The sequence below is a fragment of the Sporomusa malonica genome (assembly GCF_900176355.1).
Lineage (GTDB): Bacteria > Bacillota > Negativicutes > Sporomusales > Sporomusaceae > Sporomusa > Sporomusa malonica.
Map to the genome: position 1 here is coordinate 65,520 of NZ_FWXI01000004.1, position 19,245 is coordinate 84,764.

Annotated in this window: 16 protein-coding genes; 2 read left to right on the top strand and 14 right to left on the bottom strand. The window is 44.7% G+C overall.

Annotation, left to right across the window (positions count from 1 at the left end; genetic code table 11):
* Window positions 1-8: 8 nt before the first annotated feature.
* From B9A22_RS05590 to B9A22_RS05655, 14 genes are all read right to left on the bottom strand, one after another.
* Window positions 9-2,075, bottom strand: coding sequence for a sigma 54-interacting transcriptional regulator (locus B9A22_RS05590; protein WP_084574729.1), 2,067 nt, complete (start codon window positions 2,073-2,075; stop codon window positions 9-11).
* Window positions 2,076-2,220: 145 nt separating this feature from the next.
* On the bottom strand, window positions 2,221-3,198 hold the full coding sequence (locus tag B9A22_RS05595) for an ABC transporter ATP-binding protein (protein ID WP_084574730.1): 978 nt from the start codon (window positions 3,196-3,198) through the stop codon (window positions 2,221-2,223).
* Window positions 3,170-4,183, bottom strand: a complete 1,014-nt coding sequence (locus tag B9A22_RS05600) for an ABC transporter ATP-binding protein (protein WP_084574731.1) — start codon at window positions 4,181-4,183, stop codon at window positions 3,170-3,172. The genes B9A22_RS05595 and B9A22_RS05600 overlap by 29 nt, the downstream gene beginning before the upstream one ends.
* 11 nt (window positions 4,184-4,194) lie before the next feature.
* Complete coding sequence (locus B9A22_RS05605; RefSeq protein ID WP_084574732.1) at window positions 4,195-5,094, bottom strand: ABC transporter permease subunit; 900 nt, start codon at window positions 5,092-5,094, stop codon at window positions 4,195-4,197.
* Window positions 5,095-5,115: 21 nt separating this feature from the next.
* On the bottom strand, window positions 5,116-6,039 hold the full coding sequence (gene nikB, locus B9A22_RS05610) for a nickel ABC transporter permease (protein WP_139796181.1): 924 nt from the start codon (window positions 6,037-6,039) through the stop codon (window positions 5,116-5,118).
* 168 nt (window positions 6,040-6,207) lie between these two features.
* The gene (locus tag B9A22_RS05615; RefSeq protein ID WP_084574734.1) at window positions 6,208-7,773 is read right to left on the bottom strand and encodes a glutathione ABC transporter substrate-binding protein; all 1,566 of its coding nucleotides are present in this window, start codon (window positions 7,771-7,773) and stop codon (window positions 6,208-6,210) included.
* A gap of 309 nt (window positions 7,774-8,082) precedes the next feature.
* The gene (gene iadA, locus B9A22_RS05620; RefSeq protein ID WP_084574735.1) at window positions 8,083-9,264 is read right to left on the bottom strand and encodes a beta-aspartyl-peptidase; all 1,182 of its coding nucleotides are present in this window, start codon (window positions 9,262-9,264) and stop codon (window positions 8,083-8,085) included.
* 35 nt (window positions 9,265-9,299) lie between these two features.
* Complete coding sequence (locus B9A22_RS05625) at window positions 9,300-10,046, bottom strand: gamma-glutamyl-gamma-aminobutyrate hydrolase family protein (protein WP_084574736.1); 747 nt, start codon at window positions 10,044-10,046, stop codon at window positions 9,300-9,302.
* Window positions 10,047-10,200: 154 nt separating this feature from the next.
* On the bottom strand, window positions 10,201-10,602 hold the full coding sequence (locus B9A22_RS05630; protein ID WP_084574737.1) for an HsmA family protein: 402 nt from the start codon (window positions 10,600-10,602) through the stop codon (window positions 10,201-10,203).
* A gap of 28 nt (window positions 10,603-10,630) precedes the next feature.
* Window positions 10,631-12,295, bottom strand: coding sequence for a phospholipase D-like domain-containing protein (locus B9A22_RS05635; protein WP_084574738.1), 1,665 nt, complete (start codon window positions 12,293-12,295; stop codon window positions 10,631-10,633).
* 21 nt (window positions 12,296-12,316) lie between these two features.
* On the bottom strand, window positions 12,317-14,128 hold the full coding sequence (locus B9A22_RS05640; protein WP_176215410.1) for an AAA domain-containing protein: 1,812 nt from the start codon (window positions 14,126-14,128) through the stop codon (window positions 12,317-12,319).
* Between the two features lie 286 nt (window positions 14,129-14,414).
* Entirely contained in the window at window positions 14,415-16,340 is a 1,926-nt protein-coding gene (locus tag B9A22_RS05645; RefSeq protein WP_084574740.1) for a heavy metal translocating P-type ATPase, read from the bottom strand.
* A gap of 1 nt (window position 16,341) precedes the next feature.
* A complete protein-coding gene (locus tag B9A22_RS05650) occupies window positions 16,342-16,761 on the bottom strand; it encodes a MarR family winged helix-turn-helix transcriptional regulator (protein ID WP_084574741.1) in 420 nt (139 codons plus the stop codon).
* A gap of 151 nt (window positions 16,762-16,912) precedes the next feature.
* Entirely contained in the window at window positions 16,913-17,719 is an 807-nt protein-coding gene (locus B9A22_RS05655) for a helix-turn-helix domain-containing protein (protein ID WP_245823829.1), read from the bottom strand.
* Between the two features lie 479 nt (window positions 17,720-18,198).
* Between B9A22_RS05655 and B9A22_RS05660 the strand changes: the two genes are divergently transcribed.
* Window positions 18,199-18,846 (top strand): MotA/TolQ/ExbB proton channel family protein, encoded by a 648-nt coding sequence (locus B9A22_RS05660; RefSeq protein WP_084574743.1) that lies wholly within the window; start codon window positions 18,199-18,201, stop codon window positions 18,844-18,846.
* Complete coding sequence (locus B9A22_RS05665) at window positions 18,833-19,240, top strand: ExbD/TolR family protein (RefSeq protein ID WP_084574744.1); 408 nt, start codon at window positions 18,833-18,835, stop codon at window positions 19,238-19,240. The genes B9A22_RS05660 and B9A22_RS05665 overlap by 14 nt, the downstream gene beginning before the upstream one ends.
* Window positions 19,241-19,245 lie beyond the last annotated feature (5 nt).

Consider the following 19,245-nt stretch of genomic DNA (forward strand, 5'->3'; position numbering starts at 1 on the left):
GGTTATATTCATTTTATATAGCTTAAAAATTCCGCCCCTTTTGGGGTTAGCGTGCTGCCTTGCCGTCCACGTCCCACTTCAAGCAGCTTATCTTGCTTCAATAGTTGCATACGATAACGCAGCTTCTGTTCAGTCATATCCCAGCCTACTGTCTTTAACTGACCAATAACATAATTCCTGCCAACAGCTGACTTTGCTTGCTGTATAGTCTGCAGGATAAGCTTAACCTCCTGGATAAAGCCCTTGCCTACATAGGATTGGTAGACAGCTTCCAACTCAAGTCCCTTGGATCCTGGTATCTCCTGATAAACCTTATCTTGCCGATTAAAAACCAGATGCTCAGGCACCACAATATCTTCAACAACATGAGCTAGGTATTGTATGATATTTTCCAGCTCCCGGATATTTCCCGGCCAACGATAATCCAGCATATTATCCATAGCTTCCCGGGAAAACCGGAAATTGGGCCGTTTAAGTTCATTACATATTTTCTTGATAAATTCCTGGACCAGCAAAGGAATATCGTCCTTACGGTCACGCAATGCCGGGATATAAACAGGGAGAACATTTAAGCGATAATATAGATCTGCACGGAATAGCCCTGCCTGCACCATGTCATCTAAATTGCGGTTGGTCGCTGCAACAACGCGAATATCAACAGGGATTACCCGATTGCCGCCTACCTTCATAATCTCTCTTTCTTGCAGCACTCGTAATAATCTATTTTGGATAACGGCTGAAGCATCTCCGATTTCATCCAGAAAAATAGTCCCCTTATGGGCTTGCTCAAATAGCCCAATATGCCCGCCTTTTTTTGCGCCGGTAAACGCCCCTTCTTCATAACCAAACAATTCACTCTCAAGTAACGATTCCGAGATTGCGGCAAAATTCACCCCTACAAACGGCTCCCATCTACGGGCCGAGGCATTATGTATCGCCTGAGCTAACAACTCTTTGCCTGTCCCTGTTTCGCCTAACAGCAGGATGGTTGAACTGCTTCTCGCCATGTTTCGGGCAATGCCGGTAAACTTGGTAAAAGCTGCACTGATGCCTGTAAGATCGCTAAAAGTATATTTCGCAACAAGTCCTTTGCTTGACTGTTTGCGGCGATAATCATGTTCCAGTTTGTTGATTTCCGATGCCCGGCGAAAAAGTATTAAATAACCAAAGTTACGCCCATCAATTAAAATATTTGTTTTTCGGAAGAAGAATGTTTGACTTTCCCAATTCATGACTTCTTCTTTTTCGTAAGGCAATTGGCAGATAATCTGATAAAAATGAGCAGGTATGCTGATTTCGGCTTGTTGATGAATGATTTTGCGGCCTTGCAAGTGCAGAATTTCTAATGCCTTTTGGTTGGTAATACGAATTTTGTCCTCTTCATCAATAGCGAGCACTCCATCTTCAATCCGGTCAACAATGGCTCCCAAATGATTACGTAGAAGATTGGCTTTTTGAATCTCATCACTAAGCTCTTTTGTTATATAAACAACAGAATGAACGTACCGCGATATTAAGCGGCGCAAGTCCAGAATTCCGTATTTAAAATGGTCAAATATTTCAATCCATGTTGCAAAATCAATCACCCTGGAGCCTATATCAATTACTTTATGAATTGTTGGCGGCACAAGTTTGGCTTCACCAGGCGTAACAGCAATAGTAATCTCCTGGGGGTAAGTCGTCTGACCAGGATAAAACGGATGGAAATCCAGTTCGATCCCTAACTCTTTGATGCGCGCAATCGTATCAAGCGCACGCTCCCTGCCATCATTAACAAGCAAGACCTTCATTCCGCGCGGTATTTCCAGCATCTCACGGATGTTAGTATAGTTAATGGTTCGCTGGGCAACAATGATTTTGCAATTTTCATGAAGGTATGGTTTAATGGCAGGAATAATAATTTCACCTGACACGATAATCAACGAACGGTCGGCAATTGGCAGATAAGCAAGCTGACTGATGGTTCGTCCTTCAACATTAAACTCTTCCATCATACCAAGCTCATAGCAATTATCAATAATTGCCTGGAGAGTATGGTCATTCAACGTAATAAATGTAATTGTATTTCGCTCCATTGACTAGACTCCCCCCGCTTTTACACATACTGCTTGTTGTTTATATTTTTCCACTATGTGCCTAAAATCCTGTTTTTGAACATTTTTTTATAATATGTGACTAAGAAGGCGGCTACCTAAGCCGCCTTTTCATTAACCCTGCTATTTACTCTGTTCGAAAAAGGTGGCAAGCCACCTGGTAGCTTTTGCTCAGCTCAGTCATTTCCGGCCTTACTGTCTTACACACCTCCATTGCTTTTGGGCAACGAGGGGCAAAAGCGCATCCTGGCGGCGGATTTGCCGGTGAAGGTACATCCCCTTGCAAAATGACGCGTTCCCGTTTAGCGAGCGGGTCGGTGCGCGGTATCGAAGATAGCAGCGCCTGGGTATATGGGTGACGCGGATTTTCGTATAACTCTTCCGCAAAACCAATCTCCACTAATCTTCCTAAGTACATAACGCCAACCCGATTGCTAATGTGGCGAACAACAGAAAGATCATGCGAAATAAAAACATATGTCAACCCAAACTGCACTTGCAAGTCCTGCAGCAAATTGATGATTTGTGCTTGAATGGATACATCAAGGGCAGAAACCGGTTCGTCGGCAATAATTAGTTTTGGCCTCAAAATAAGTGCACGGGCGATGCCAACCCGCTGCCTTTGTCCACCGGAAAACTCATGCGGATAGCGCTGCCCCTGTTCAGCTGTCAACCCGCACAGTTCCAGAGTCTCATTGACTCTACGCCTGATTTCCGCTCCGTCAGTCACACCATGGGCCGGCAGGGCTTCACCAATAATATCGGCTACTGCCATCCGGGGGTTTAAAGAGGCGTACGGGTCTTGAAAGACCATCTGAATATCCTTCCGTTTTCGCCGCATCTCTTCCCTGCTTAATTTAGCCAGATCGATCTTATCAAACATCACCTGGCCGGCGGTTGGCTCTAAAAGCCGCAAAATGGTTCTTCCTGTCGTCGATTTGCCGCACCCTGATTCACCGACAATACCAAGCGTTTCACCCCGCTGGACAGCAAAAGAGACGTCATCAACGGCTTTTACATAACCGGTAACTCGCTGCAACAGGCCGCCGCGGATTTCGAAATACTTTTTTAAGTTTTTAACCTCTAGTAATGTCGCTTGCTCCATCCAATCCGCCCCCTTTCCCATACAACCAGCAACGACAGCTATGACCGTCTGCCACTTTCTGTAATTGCGGATTTTCCGTCATACATACATCCATAACATGCTGGCAGCGCGGAGCAAACCGGCAGCCTGGCGGCATCTTAGTAAGCGGCGGCACTTGACCGGGGATTGGCACTAGCCGCGACACCTTTTTAGTCAGTTGCGGAATAGACTGCATAAGCCCCACGGTATATGGATGTTTGGGTTCCTGAAACAAACTAACTACATCAGCCTCTTCGACAATCTGTCCGGCATACATGACCAGCACCCGCTCACACATCTCGGCTACAACACCCAGATCATGGGTAATCAGCATGATTGACGCGCCCGTTTCTTGCCGCAGCTGCCGCATCAAATCAAGGATTTGAGCCTGAATGGTTACATCCAGCGCCGTAGTAGGCTCATCGGCTATCATTAGTTTGGGACGGCAAGCCAAGGCCATAGCAATCATAACCCGCTGCCTCATGCCCCCCGACAATTGATGGGGGTATTCTTTGGCAATGGCTTCGCTGCGGGGAATACCAACCTGCTTTAACACTTCCAGGGTTAAAGCTCGCGCCTCTTTGGCACTCATCTTACGATGCAGCAATATCGCCTCATCAATTTGTTTCCCAATTGTATATACCGGGTTTAGCGAGGTCATTGGTTCCTGAAAAACCATTGAAATCCGATTACCGCGAATGTCCTGCATTTCATCAATTGGCAGCTTAAGCAGATCTTGTCCGTCAAACTGGATTCGGCCATCAATATGTGAAGTTTCCAGCGGCAAAAGCCTCATGATCGATAGCGAAGTAACCGACTTGCCACAACCTGATTCTCCCACAATGCCCAGAGTTTCCCCTTCATGTAAGGAAAATGAGACGCCGGTTACTGCCGTGACGACTGAGTCCTGACTGCGAAATGCTATGCAAAGATCATTAACTTCTAATAATTTTTTCTGCGTCGTCATCCTCTTCCCCCTCAGTCCACAATCTTACGATCTAAGGCATCTCTCAGACCATCACCGAATAGGTTAAATGCCAAACACGTGATCAAAATCGCCAAACCTGGAAAAAGCGCTACATGAGGTGCTGACATCAAATACTCCCGGCCTGAACTAAGCATGGCACCCCACTCAGCTAGCGGCGGCTGCGCGCCTAATCCCAAAAAAGATAATGACGCAGCAATCAAAATTGCCGTACCAATTCGCATGGTAAAATACACTAGCGCAATAGAAAATGTACCTGGGAAGATATGCTTCCAGATAATCAACCGGTCCGGAATACCAACAGACCTTGCGGCTTCAATATACATCATATTTTTTAGCGCAAGTGTGCTGCCGCGGATAATCCGGATAAACTGTGGCACTGTATATATCGCCACCGCTACCACTACGTTATGCAGTCCTGGTCCCAAGATGGCGATAATGGCAATGGCCTGCAAGATACCGGGAAATGCAAACATAACATCACAGGTTCGCATGACCAGCGAATCATAGTTCCCGCCATAATAACCAGCCGTAAGACCAACGAAAGTACCGATTACTGAGCCTATTACAACCGAGCTTAGACTTACCGCAATGGAAATGCGGGTTCCGTAGATAACCCGGCTCAATATATCTCTACCGAACTCATCCGTACCCAGCCAATGCCCGGCTGACGGCGGCTGTAATAAAGTGTTATAGTCTGGTTTGATAGGATCATAAGGCGAAATCACCGGCCCAATAAAAGTCAATAGAAACAGTCCCACCAGAACGACAAAAGCGGCAACACCCAACTTCTGACGGGAAAAACGGCGCATAAATTGACGGGCAGGTGAATCGGCTGCGACCGGAATGGTCACACCCGGGGCAGCGCTTACAGGAGTAACAGATTGCGACATGATTTTCCCTCTCCTTCCTCTTTAGCTATCTAGCCGGATCTGCGGATTTATGACAGCGTAGAGCACGTCCACCAACAGATTAATCAACATAAATTGTATAGCAAATAACAGCATCTCTGCCTGAATAACCGGATAATCCCGCATGCTGACTGACGTAATCAGCATATTTCCCATTCCAGGCCAGGAAAATACTGATTCTACCACCACCGAGCCGCCAAGCAGAAAGCCAAACTGCATGCCAGTCATAGTTACGACAGGCAAGAGCGCGTTACGCAGGGCATGCAGCCATACAACCCGCATTTCCCTGGCACCTTTGGCTCTTGCAGTGCGCACATAATCTTCGCCCAATGTCTCCAGCAGGCTGGAACGGGTAAACCGGGCAATAATGGCAGCCACCTGTGAACCCAAGGTAATAGCAGGCAGGATATAATGCTCAGCCGATTGGTTCCCCCCTGTGGGCAGCCACCCTAGCTGCACCGCAAATAACTCAATCAGCATTAAGCCCAGCCAAAAAGAAGGCATTGAAATACCGGTAGTTGCACCAAACATGGTAAGCTGGTCCTGCCATTTTCCCCGCTTGGTGGCCGCAAACACCCCAAAAAGCATGCCTGCGCCAATAGCCCACACCATACTGACAAAGCTAAGTTCCAGAGTTGGCATAATCCTGTCGGAAATCATATCCATGACAGGCTCACGCGTCCGGAAAGAATATCCCAAGTCCCCCTGCAGGGCACCTGATAAGAATTCCCAGAATTGCTCGTAAATCGGCCGATCGAGACCAAGAACAATACGAGTATTCTCAACATCTTGTGCTGACGCTTCGGGACCGGCAACAATCCGCGCCGGGTCGCCCGGAATCATATGCAAAAACAGAAAGATGACCACTGCTACTATCAACAAAATGGGGATCATCGCGGCTAGGCGTCGAACAATATAGATCAGCACGTAACTCTTCCTCCTTACCATAACAGGATAAAGAAAACACGGTTTGCGCCGAGCCTTTGGCGAAAGCGGAAGCCGATGTTGCCCTTATCCAGACGGAAAGTTATACTTTCTAACAGGATAAAAAAACTGGCCCAAGGTCATCCCTTGGACCAGTCCCGAATTCCCGGATTATTGGAACGCTGCGCCCCTCACGTCAAGCGCGGCATCTGGTAGTACATAAACGCCGGAGAGATTCTTCCGTTTACCGGCCAAATTGTCCTGTACAGTTAAGAACACCCACGGCGCATCTTCAACAATAGTCTTCTGTGCCTCGCCATAGGCATTTAAACGTTCTTTTTCATCACCAGATTCCAGACCAGTGGTAACAAACTTCTCTAGTTGATCGTTGGCATAAAAACCAACATTAAAGCCAGCAGTCGGGAACATATTTTTTGTTAACAACGGACGGATACCCCAGTCGGCTTCACCAGTTGACGGAGACCAGCCACTAATTGCCACCTGCAGCTTGCTTTCTTCCGGCTTAACCGACAGTTGATTGGTCAGCGTAACAAAATCCATTTGCTGAATTGTTGCTTTTACCCCAATCGCCTGCCACTGCTGCTGAACAAACTCGGCAAGCTTGGCCCGGACGGTATCATTTGGTGTCCAGAGAGTAACCTCAAAGCCATTGGGCACTCCGGCCTCAGCCAGCAGCTTTTTGGCTTTTTCTACATCATAAGCATACATTTGTTGCTTTTGGAAGCCCCATACTTTAGGCGCAAACGCTGATTCAGGTGCTGACGCAAACCCTTTATACACGACTTTGGCCAAAGCATCTTTATCTACAGCATAGTTAAGTGCCTGACGGATACGCTTATCATCAAACGGCTTTTTGGTTACGTTAAACACAACATAACGTTCAATGATGGATTGAGCTTGGTCAACAACAATATTGCTGTCACCTTTGATGGCCTCCACTTGCTCTGAAGGCAGCGGATAGATAAATTGAGCTTCACCTGTTTTCAGCATAGCTACCCTTGAGGCTGATTCAGTCACAGGCTTAAAGGTGATTTTGTCAACCTTGGCGGCATTGGCTTTATCCCAGTAAGCGTCGAACTTTTTGACGATTACATATTGTCCATCTTTCCACTCAACAAACTGGAACGGGCCGGTGCCAACCGGATGACGATTCAGATCCTTGCCATACTCTTTAATAGCTTTCGGAGAAATCATCAGACCAGCCGGATGTGCAAAGGCTTGGAGAATAGGGGCAAACGGCTTATTAAGCACAATCTTGACAGTATACGGATCGATAATCTCCACATGATCGATCGCTGTATAGAGAGAGGCCCGCTTCAACTTGTTAGCAGGATCTTTTAAGCGGTCAATGTTAGCTTTAACAGCTTCAGCATTAAAATCAGTTCCATCTTGGAATTTGACACCTTTTTTCAGTTTGAAGGTAATACTCTTGGCATCCTTGGCCAGTTCAGGCATTGCCTCGGCCAGCACAGGGATAACCTTCATGTCCTTATCAAAACCAAGTAAACCTTCGTACATGGTCTTCTGAATCCCGTAAGCCAAGGTGTCTTGAGTATCATGCGGGTCCATAGTGGTCGGATTGGCATCTTGTGCTATAACCAGTTCACTCGGCTTTTTATCCCCAGCAGCTTGGTTAGATTTAGAGCAACCGGCCAACAACATAGTGAAAGCTAACATTCCTATCAATAACAGACTAATCATTCTTGATGGCTTCATTCCATTGCAACCTCCTTTAAACTACTACTTACATAACTTGCTTCGTACAGACGCATCTAGTCAAAGTAATATTAAGCAAAAACTGTGCCAACTAAATCACATTTTTACAAAAAGCACAATTAATGTAACATTTAAATACGTAGAGGAGACTGTATATGAACATTCTTCCATATTAACTACACAAATCCCTCTAAAATTCAACCTATAAAGACATGTTGCAGAAAAAATTATTATTTTCTCCATACCTTCTATCAAGCATCGACGTTTTAGGTGAACCTATTAAGGCTTAAGGTTGTTTTTTAGGTTGCCCTAACAAGTTTCATAAGTCCCTTTTATCATTACTTCTCCCGATGTCATCATCTTTCTCCCCTTGGCCAATACCATATCAATATTAAATTCCCGATCCATGATAACTATATCAGCATCACTGCCCTCCTTTATATACCCTTTCTCCGGACAAATCCCCAAAATGCTGGCTACATTTGAGGTAAAAAACCGTAAAGCCGTTTCCAGACCCAGCCCTTCTTCTATAACCAGGTTTTTTAACACCAATTGCGAAGCCTCTATTCTTCCTACACCCATTCCAATAATATTACCCTGACTATCGTACTTAGGCACACTGCCATTCCCATCAGAACTTACAGCAACATTACCTACCGGAACTCCCTCCCTGAGACATTCCATAATTGCCCGGCTAGGCTTAATTTCATCTGCCGGCGTCAATTCCCCATAGGATGTTATATCAATTCGGCCACCCCGCTTGGCAAATTCTTTAGCCTGCATAAAAAGTTCTTTGCTGCGCGTTACATGGGTAGGAATAAACTGGGTGACTGGTATTTCAGTTGTTCGCACAGCTTCCATAACCATATTTAGCCCTTCTTTTCCCTCACCCATATGTATATGTACGAGGCCAGGCTTACCGCTTAGCATACCTGCCACTCGGGCGTCGGCAGCTAACCTAGTCAGCTCTTCGAACGTAAAATTTGACGACCGGTGGTCGGCTAATGCCATTTTTACACCAATGACTTTATCAACAAACATGATGTCTCTTGCTATACTGCCTGTTATGGTAACACTTGGCGTCTTATAAGAGCCAGTGTAGATAAGCGTGGTAATACCTTCGGTTTCCAGTCCCATGGCTTTGGCAAACAAGGCTTCGACACTTCTGGCAAATCCATCAGTGCCTAACAGGCCAACAACCGTGGTAACCCCAGCCTTAATAATGCTAGACAGGGCAATCTCCGGAGTACGGCTGGCAAACCCAGTCTCGCCTCCACCACCAATAAGATGTACATGCTGATCAATAAATCCTGGTACGACTACCTTCCCCTTAGCATCGATTACTTCGACATCCGGCAAACACCTGAGCAGGCTGCCAACGTCAATTGCAGTCGCTATTTTAATAACTTTATTGCCAATTATTAAAATATCCTTTTCTCCCAGAAATTCGGGCGCATATATACTGCCATTTCTGATTAATAATTCTGCCATTACCAGACCCCTCTTTTAAGCTTTCTGTTGTCAGCTTATTGACCCCGCTGCTTTGTTGCTACTGCTCTTACAAATGCCCGAATAAGATTAAGCATATCAGCATTTTTGTCCACCATCATTTCCGGATGCCACTGAACAGCCAGCGTAAATACGCCATCTGATCTCTCCATTCCCTCAATCACGCCATCCTTAGCCCTGGCATTGACGACAAAGCCAGGGGCAATGTCCTTTACCGCCTGATGATGGAAGCTATTGGTTAGGATAGTTTCTTGACCGAAAACCTGGTGTAATCTCGATCCCTCGCTGATCTCCACGGTGTGTCCGGGTACATACATTTTTGATTGTTGAAAATGTTTGAGATGCTGCTCTGAAACTTGGGATAAGTCTTGGTATAATGTACCGCCGAAGGCTACATTCATAATCTGCATACCCCGGCAAATACCAAACATAGGCTTTTGCAAACTTGCGGCTATACGTGCCGCTGCTACTTGATGCTCATCTACTTCAGGAAAAATAAAACCTAATTGCCGCTGAGGTTCTTCGCCGTATGTAAGCGGATTGACATCATGACCGCCAGATAAGAGTACCCCGTCGACCCTTTCTATTTGTTCCCGAATGGCATCCTCTTCATCCTCAATGACCGGCAATAACAGCGGAACTGCCCCAGCCAAGCTAAGAGCCCGTACATATTCTTGATTGATATACATTCTTTCCATCCCTGGGAAAAAACCGCCGTCGGTGATAAGCATATTAGCCAAAATTCCAATTACAGGCTTACAGATACAATTCGCCTCCCTTTCCTATTTGTTTTACTACATATGCAATATGCATGCCAATAAGATTCTTGCATCGTATTCATCATTGGATATCTGCCGTAAGCTAATATAAGTGGACAGGTTTGATGTCTCGCCGAAACATTAAACCTGTCCACTTGTATTAACGTATATGAAAGAGCATACCACTTATAAATGGTATTAGCCAGATGACCCAAACAGTTAAGCTATATCGTTGAAACTTCTTTACCCATTCTATTTTTTTATTACATACAACAATAGTAGCCCAACCAGCATGCAGCAACATCACAACAAGCGCAAATAATCCAGTAAGACTATGAAAGTCGTTATGAGTTGCAAAAAAACTAGTCAGACCCTGCAAGGTACTACTGGCAGTTTCTCTGTACAATATCGCCATTACTATGGTTCCTAAAACATCGAAAACAAGCCCGCACCAAAATAGAAGCACATGCCACCATTTCAGCTGCCCCTGAATCTTTTCACTCCAAATACCAACCGTATAAGCGATAAATGCTCCAACTATCAAAATTACTGCCTGTATCATGCTAATTTGATCCTCTCGTTTTCCACTGTCATTTAAACAACTCTTTACAAATAGTAGTTATTTTACTACATGCCTGAGGATTACGGATATATAGCTTCTCCAGCCACCTTACTAGTTCGGCGTTGCTCTCTTGACATACCAGGCAATTCAATAAACGGGTAAACCCAAGTTCATATTCGCCAGCTCTAACATATACCGCTAGGATGTTGAGTAGTATGCGACTGGAATGAGTGGCTATTACTTTTTCCAAGGCTTCTTCAGCCAGGGCCTCGCGTATATAGCTATGCTCATTCAGCCCTAGAAGCGCATAAAACCAGGAAATACATTTTAATTGGTTAGATAAAAAGCCTTCAATCAACTGCGCCTCTAATTGTTTCAAGAACAGCCCTTGTAAGCAACCACTTTTCTCTACTACATAATTTTTATCAACTATCCTGTCTACCGCCCTGTTACGAACTATATGTTCGCCACGGTATGACAGCCAATGCAGCGAATCCAGCATGTGATACTGCCGGTCTACCAGAAGCTCTTTATTAGCGAGGTTGCCAATATTAAAGAGAAAAACTCCTGGCGCCCCCTCGGCATCAACAATACTTTGGAGTTTCTCCATTAGGACTGGTGCAGCTAGGCGATTCTCGTTAGTACTTGTCTGGGCACCCCCCCAGCCAATATAAATGACCCCTTTTCTCCTAACGACATCACGAAAACGTGCCAAGACCTCATCGTCGGCAGCGATTGCAGAAATGCAAGGTGAAATAATCAGTATTCTCTCTTGAACATCATTAAATGCTTGCAAGAAGGCTTTGCGAATAGCGGGACCGTACAATGTCTCCAGAATTCTAGGTTGCTTAGGGGAAATGCAGACATCTTTGTTAAAAATCTTTTGCACCTGCGCAAGCCGATGCTCGTTCTCAAGCGAGTTAAGGGCAAAAGTTAGTTTTTCGCAAATTCTTTTCTGCCCAAAATCCCAAACTTGGCAAAACACTTGATTATTAACAGCATCATACACCCAGATCTCACCAAAATGCCGGCTTACATCTTGTTCAAGCTGAGATTCACGAATTTCAGTAACTGAATTGACCAAATCACCTGCATATAATTCCTCGATCTGCCTCTGGGCAATGCGGAATGCTTCTTCATCCAGCACTGGAGAAGCACTCCGCATTGCTTTTTCTTCCTGCTGGTTAAAATAACGAAAAATTGGCAAATCTTTCATGACGCAGACTGGCTTATCAGTGATGTCCCGGTAGGTATCAATCAGCTCATATTGTGCATTTAAGGTAACTATAACTATTTCATTATGAGTAGCAGCCATCAGGCCTGTTTGGTATGCGTCCCAGCCTTCATTGGTCAATTCATAAATGATTTTTCCACCGACCTCACTTTCGACGAGCAAACGGCATAGGAGTAACTCTTGCAGGTGTCTTTCAACAAAAACCTCATCCAATCTTAATAGGTCGCCAATTCCTTGTTGACTTTTAAGGTCGCTTACCCCGCTGGCAATACATTTCATGATAAACTCTTCAATAATGGTAGGACATCTGTATCCGTCAAGGGTAACTTCGACTGTTATAACGGCAACAGGTAATATCCACTCCCGAGTCTCCAATACTATCAGTCCGGCTTGACTAGAGGCTAAGTCCTGGGCGATATCATCAATTTCCGAGGAGTTCTTTTCTGTAACCCAATCCACGTCTTCCCTCCTACCATCGATTTAGCCTATCATAATCACCTTTCTCCCCTTAAGAACATGTAAGAATATATCTGGCGGGGATGCTCCACTTACCACATCACTAATAATCACATCACATTCGGGATGGTATTGAGCAAAGGATTGGGAAGCTGATTCTAAAAAGGTCATACCGATCACGTTAACCTGCTCTATATAAATTGGGATTAAGCAGCTCTTTTCCGCAGCCGTAACTTTATTTATCCGGCTTATCCATTCTGTTGCTAGCGAGACTCTGACCATGACCTCATCAAAGCAGCTCTCCCTGTTGTCCAATTTCATGGTTACTGCTGCTATCTTATGGAAAATCGTCGTTTCCTCGCCGGCTAATGCCTCCATCTTATCATGTGACTGTTCTATCAAATTTTTCAATTCAGCCAAACGTTTACAGACTTTATTGGTGCTTTGCAGTTGTCTTGTTAAATCCACCAGACCTGCTTGAACATGGTTATAGGATCGATCCAGCCAATGTCCACAAGTCAAGAGATGCTTGTAGCAAGCCTCGTAAATCCGCTGGGTCAGATAATGGCATTCCAATAAAATGTTCTCAATTTCAGTAGTTGTCTGTTCGAGGAGGGTACCTGGCGAATTCACCAGCTGCACCATCGCCTTGGCTTTTATTATTAAATCAAACAACGTTTTTTTCCACTCTGTGCAAAAACCAAGTCTAGCCAATATGATTGGCGGTGAAGCCCATAATAGTTCATTGGCTCTGTCGCGCAAGCGGCTGATACTCTGACAGTTAACCACCACATCCTGTGTTTCTGACCTAAGAAGACTTGTCGACCAACCATACTCCCTGGCCGTATCAATGAGCACCTGAGAGATTTGCTGCAGTTCATTTATTGTATCTTCTTCTATAGATACCAGATCATATTGCCGTTGCTTAATAGTATTGATCCTGTCCAGCAACAGACTAATATCTTGATTAAAAAAAGAATCTTCTGATGTGTTCTTCTGGCGATAGGCTTTCTGAGCGACAGCCGCAAACTCAATAAGATATTGCCGGTACTGTTCTACAGCAATAATTTGGTTCTCTCGGTTACTGTTTAGCAATACATATGAATCCGGTTTGCGCTCAGTTAGTAGCGACAAGCATTTTACCAGGTTCTGTTTTTCCTCGTTAAGACGCTGTAGTTCAGACACTTGGGCAGCTACAGCGTCTTGAAGTTTTTCACTTTGCTTTGCCAGAGCAGCCTGGTCTGATAAGAGTACTAGCGCCCCACACTCTCGCTGAAGTTCATCCTCAATTTTAGTTAGCTCCTGTCGCTGTTCATTATAGCGGGTGATACCGTCTGCGGTTTCGGCATATTCTTTTTGAATCTCAGCTTGCCGCTTAGCGAGCCGGGCTAGCTCTAATCGCATTCTTTCAGCTTGTTCCTGCTCTTGGCGCATATCGAGCACATCTTGTTGACACAGAGAAGTTATTTGATTTAGCCAAGTGTCCACTACTTTATCTTCGTTTAAAGACAGCACCTTGTCATCTATCCTATCGGCACTGCTTTTATATAAGGCTCTGATTTTTGGATGTTTTGCCACGCAGCTTAGTACATTATCTACAGTCTGATTAGATTGGGATATAATCAATGTCTTGAGGCCATGTTTAGCATGTTGGTAGCAAAGCTCAGCCATAAGCGTTGTTTTATCTACCTCCGGTGATCCCTGGAGAAAAAATGAGTCTTTGGCAGCCACTGCCGCTTTTACAGCAACAATTTGGCCTGGATTTAAGGTTGACATCAATGTATCGGCGAGATCAAAAAAAGCATCATTACTTAGATTATCTTCGCTATTTTGCATTTGGATTACTGGAAGCATACTAATCTTGTCAGCAACCGATACGCTCGGTCGTTTCCTCCTTGTTCTCTATCGTAAAGAGCATCCATCTACGCTGTAAAAATAATGGTATTACCTGCAAATCTGCTCAGCAAACACTTATATACCTCTTCCAAAGTATTGGTTCTATTATTTAACATATAATTCCTTCACCAAAAGTCAATTACTTACAATATCCGCACAGGTTAAGAGGATATTTTTTAAAAAATAACCCTAGCCAAATTACATTGACTAGGGTTATACATCCAAATTAGTTATTTCTCAATAAACGTGCAGAATTCAATACGACGATAATTGCCCCTACATTATGCACAATCGCTGCTGCAACAGGCCCTAATAAACCCCAGGCTGCAAAAACAATCGCGGCAAGATTAATTGCATTTGCAACCACAATATTTTGCCAAATAGTGCGGATGGCCTTTCGACTCTTCTGTATTGTCTCAGGTATCTTTTTCAAGTCATCAGACAATAGAACAATATCTGCTGCCTCAACAGCGATATCGGTCCCCGAGTACCCCATAGCTATACCGATATCTGCCTTGGCTAACGCCGGAGCATCGTTTATACCATCCCCGATCATTGCGACCTTACAACCAGATTGTTGATAGGTGTCAACATATTTCACCTTATCTCCAGGTAATAGGTCACCATGGACATTTGGAATATTAACTTGCTGGCCAACGGCATTGCCAACCGCTGCGGCATCGCCGGTCAACAACACTATCTTCTTGATATTGCCACGAGATAGTGCTTCAATTGTTTCCCTAGAGCCTTCACGTATAGGATCTTGTATGGAGATAATCCCTACAACCACACTATTGGTTGCAATAAAGACTACCGTTGCTCCTGCTTTTTGGTTCTCTAAACAATAATCTTGTTGTTCTTGTGTAAGAACTACCTGCTTATTTTTCAGTAATAATTTATTCCCCAGTAAGAAAACAGCACCGTCTTTTTCGGCTACTATACCTTGCCCAATGACGGGTTCCCAATATGTCGGCTCGATAAAGGAAATACTGTCCTTTTCTGCGGCTGCAATAATTGCTTTGGCCAAGTGATGCTCTGAGCGTTTTTCTATCCCGGCGGCAATTGCTAATAACTCATTTCTTTGCCACCCTTGGTAGCAGCGAATATCTTTTAAGGACGGTTTCCCTAACGTAATTGTTCCTGTTTTATCAAAGAGGACAGTATCTAACGAACCTACTCGTTCTAGTATCTCGCCCCCTTTGATCAAAATACCGCGGCGCGCAGCAGCCCCAATAGCAGCAGCCACAGCGGTGGGAGTACTCAATAACATAGCACAAGGACAGAAGACAATTAAGATAGTTACCCCCCTGACAATGTCGCCTGTCACTAGGTAGACTAATACCGCAATTGTTAAGCTTAATGGTACAAACCAATTTGCCCAGCGATCAATAATCCGGGCACTTGGCGCCTTACTTGCTTGAGCCTCTTTAACCATTTTAATAATATGACCTAAAGCCGTATCCTGGCCAACCTTTGTTGCTACGAATTCAATACTCCCCATAGTTACGATAGTGCCACCGAAAACGCTATCTCCGTTACGGCATTCAACTGGAATAGACTCACCTGTTATCGTAGCCTGATCAACTGTCGCATACCCGAAGGCAACCACACCGTCTACCGGAATTTTTTCTCCTGGTTTTACCAACAGCCTATCCCCTGTTTTTACTAGCTCTGCTGCTATTTCCCACTCAGTTCCCCCCTCCAAAATGCGAGCTTTTAAAGGTGTTAATTCAGCCAGTTTTTTTAATGCAGTATTGGATTTTTCTAAGGTAATGTGCTCCAGCATTTCTCCGATAGTCATGATAAGCGCAACCTCGGCTGCGGCAAAATATTCACCAACGGCGATCGAAGCAACGATTGCTATACTTACCAATAGCCCTACTTTGGTATCCCCGCGCTTATAGATAGCAACAACCGCTTGTTTGATTATTGGCACACCACCAATTATCGCTGCAAGCAGTGCAGTATCAACCCCGAAAACCGTCGGCAGCCACTCAAACCAATAGCCTATGAGTAAAAAGGATGTTGTGATGATTACTATATAGTCTTTTAAATGACCGCCTTCACCATGTTCATGATTGTGCTCGGCTACTTCTACTGATGCTTTGCTGCTTACCATATTTTTTTGAATACACAGTTCTTCATTATCCATTTTAAAAAGCCTCTCTATTAATTTTTTTTAGTATTGTAAGTAACTGTTCGTTTTCTTCATTGGACAGAACTGAGAGTATTTGCTCTGTTAGATTATAATGATACTGGTGATGTTCGGAAAAAGCCTGTCGTCCTTTTTCAGTTAAAGTAATTAAGTGGACGCGCCGATCCTCCTTAACTGACTCCCGTGTGGCATATTGTTTCTTTTCCAATCGATCAACTGTAACTGTAGTTGTACCGGTAGTTACGCCAAGGTGTTGAGCGAGACTTTTCATATTCATTTGGCCATAGTTACCCAGTACTTCGATGGCATGAGCTTCTGAAACTGTCAAGTCGCTCGTTTTTATCACCGAGTTTTCCCATGAAGAAAACCCATTAAAAAAAGTAAATAACTCGTGAGTTAAGTCATCCAAATGGTTCATGAGCATTTCTCCTTTGACTCTCGAATAGTTTGATATGTAATTATATTTGATTTTCAAACCAATAGTATATCAAACAACAATTTTTGTCAATTGTTGTTTGATACCCATATAAATTTTAGCAATAAAAAACGAGCACCTAAAAGTACTCGTTTTACTTTATGTTTTCCCCAAAATGACTTTGCAGCATACTGGGGCAGAATCCTGTACGTTTCTTAAACAGTTTACTGAAATAGTAGGGATCAGAATAGCCTACGCAAGTTGAGATTTCTGCTACGGTGGCAGCTGTGGTACATAGCAATTCCTTAGCGCGCCGCACCCTGTACTCAATTAAATATTCAGTCGGACCCATGCCCGCATACTTTTGAAACAAATAAGCGAACTGCTTACTGCTTAAACCATACTGTCCTGCCATTTTGGGTACAGTGAGCGTTTCCATGTAATGACTCTCCATATACTCTCTGGCCTGCCCTATCAGTTCCCGGTCACTTTCGTTCCGCGGCTTTCCGCAACAGGTCAAAATCTCATCCAGAATACTGAAAAACAGAGATTTTGCCCGTAGCGCCGGTAGGCTGCCCGGCATTGCACAAAGCTGGTACAGCCGGTGCAGCATATTATTGATGCGCGTACTGTGCCCTGGGTCAAGTTGGTAATGGGATAACCCATAGGAAAACGCTCCTTTTTCACTGTCATCAACCCGATAATGTATGACCATAAAATCCCATTCAGACTGTCCCAAAACCTCTTTATCCAAAGCCATATTCGGCCCGCTATTAAAAACTTTGCCAGGATCCATCACATAAGGCACGCCGTCAAAAGACATTCTCGCCCGCCCCCGCAGCGGAAAAATTAAGCCGGAGAACGGCGGAGTAAAAACACCGAAGCACTTTCCGCCAGGCGGCACCACTCCCCTGATTACATTGACTATACTGACATTTATATTAGAAAAATATCGTGCCATTTCATTGATATCCACCTGCATTTTTATACCTTCCTTATCAGATATTAGGGTTTTAAAAAACACACTCAACCTATCTTTGGCGGTAATCTGTCAACCTATTTCATGTCTCGCATTTATCTGCATGACTTAAAATCATAGCGGCATCGTATAATGATAATGATTATCATTATACGATGCCGCTATGATTTTGTCAATAAATTCCACCAAGGTACCTCTTCTATCTATATTTGTTTGACAGCCCGTTTACACTCTGCGGAGACTATGGAAAAAAATCCATGCAAATTTGGAAATATGTCCATTTACTCCTGTTTTTTTGTTTGGTATCCTAGTGAGTAATTATTGATTATGATATTGATAATCAATTTCAATGATATCCTGAACGCACATAGCTGAATTTTACCCCCTATCTACACCTGTGACCAGATGGCTACAGGTGCTGGGCTTCGTTGAATAAAAATTAATCTATAAAGGAGAGAACCATGGAACTACTAATGCAAACGATCAATCTGTTTCACAAAGGCGGCCCGGTCATGTACCTCTTAGTCATCAGCTCACTATTCGTCGTGGCCATAGCTGTTGAACGATTTCTCTATTACCGCAATATCTCAACAGATAGCCAGTCTTTCTACAATAAACTGCAGCCGCTCCTAGAGAAACAACGTTTCAGCGAAGCTACCCAATTCTGCGAGCAATCTCCGGCGGCGATTGCCAAAGTCGCCTTGTCCGGTCTCTTAGCCTTCCAGCGGGGCAGTCAGGTCGAGAGCGCCCTGGAAAGCGGTGCCACCCTGACTTGTGCGCGCCTGCGCGAGCATCTCGACGACCTAAGCATGGTTGTCACCCTCGCCCCGTTACTTGGACTCCTCGGCACCGTCATCGGTATGATCAATTCCTTTAGCGTGTTCAACGTCCAGTCCGGACAGCCGCTGGCAATCACTGGAGGTGTCGGCGAAGCCCTGGTAGCTACGGCTACCGGCCTCAGTGTCGCTACGTTGGCCCTGGTCATTCACAGTTATTTCTCCCGCCGGGTCAACCACCTGGTTACTGATATTGAGCAAACTGCGGCCTTGGTGGTCAGTTATGTTCTGATAAAAAAAATCAGCCGGAGAGAATCCCATGAAATTGCGTAGTCTCCGCGTGGAACACCAGCCTCAGCTGATGATTATCCCGATGATTGACATTATCTTCTTTCTCCTGGTGTTCTTTATGATGAGCACCCTCTATATGGTCGAGCAGCATACCATCCCGGTTAACCTGCCCCAAGCAGCCACCGCCCAGCAGGATAAACCCAGCAGTATCAATGTTACTGTGCTGGAAAACGGCAGCGTCATGTTTAACCAGGAAGAGATTCCTCTGACGCTCTTAGCCAAGCGGGTGCATCTGGAAATTGGCAAGCAGTCAGACCCCGTGTTTGTCTTGCGCGGTGACAAGCAAACAGCCTACAGTCAGGTAGTGGCCGTCCTTGATCAGTTGAAACAGGCTGGCGCTCACCGGGTGGCAGTGGCGGTGGAGAAAGCGAGGTAGCAACC

What these genes read in the sequence shown, in the direction of transcription:
- B9A22_RS05665 (WP_084574744.1), top strand. Translation starts at nt 18,833, where the DNA reads ATGAAATTGCGTAGTCTCCGCGTGGAACACCAGCCTCAGCTGATGATT.
- B9A22_RS05590 (WP_084574729.1), bottom strand. Translation starts at nt 2,075, where the DNA reads ATGGAGCGAAATACAATTACATTTATTACGTTGAATGACCATACTCTC.
- B9A22_RS05605 (WP_084574732.1), bottom strand. Translation starts at nt 5,094, where the DNA reads ATGTCGCAATCTGTTACTCCTGTAAGCGCTGCCCCGGGTGTGACCATT.
- B9A22_RS05595 (WP_084574730.1), bottom strand. Translation starts at nt 3,198, where the DNA reads ATGGAGCAAGCGACATTACTAGAGGTTAAAAACTTAAAAAAGTATTTC.
- B9A22_RS05650 (WP_084574741.1), bottom strand. Translation starts at nt 16,761, where the DNA reads ATGAACCATTTGGATGACTTAACTCACGAGTTATTTACTTTTTTTAAT.
- B9A22_RS05600 (WP_084574731.1), bottom strand. Translation starts at nt 4,183, where the DNA reads ATGACGACGCAGAAAAAATTATTAGAAGTTAATGATCTTTGCATAGCA.
- B9A22_RS05660 (WP_084574743.1), top strand. Translation starts at nt 18,199, where the DNA reads ATGGAACTACTAATGCAAACGATCAATCTGTTTCACAAAGGCGGCCCG.
- B9A22_RS05640 (WP_176215410.1), bottom strand. Translation starts at nt 14,128, where the DNA reads ATGCAAAATAGCGAAGATAATCTAAGTAATGATGCTTTTTTTGATCTC.
- B9A22_RS05630 (WP_084574737.1), bottom strand. Translation starts at nt 10,602, where the DNA reads ATGATACAGGCAGTAATTTTGATAGTTGGAGCATTTATCGCTTATACG.
- B9A22_RS05645 (WP_084574740.1), bottom strand. Translation starts at nt 16,340, where the DNA reads ATGGATAATGAAGAACTGTGTATTCAAAAAAATATGGTAAGCAGCAAA.
- B9A22_RS05655 (WP_245823829.1), bottom strand. Translation starts at nt 17,719, where the DNA reads ATGGCACGATATTTTTCTAATATAAATGTCAGTATAGTCAATGTAATC.
- B9A22_RS05615 (WP_084574734.1), bottom strand. Translation starts at nt 7,773, where the DNA reads ATGAAGCCATCAAGAATGATTAGTCTGTTATTGATAGGAATGTTAGCT.
- iadA (WP_084574735.1), bottom strand. Translation starts at nt 9,264, where the DNA reads ATGGCAGAATTATTAATCAGAAATGGCAGTATATATGCGCCCGAATTT.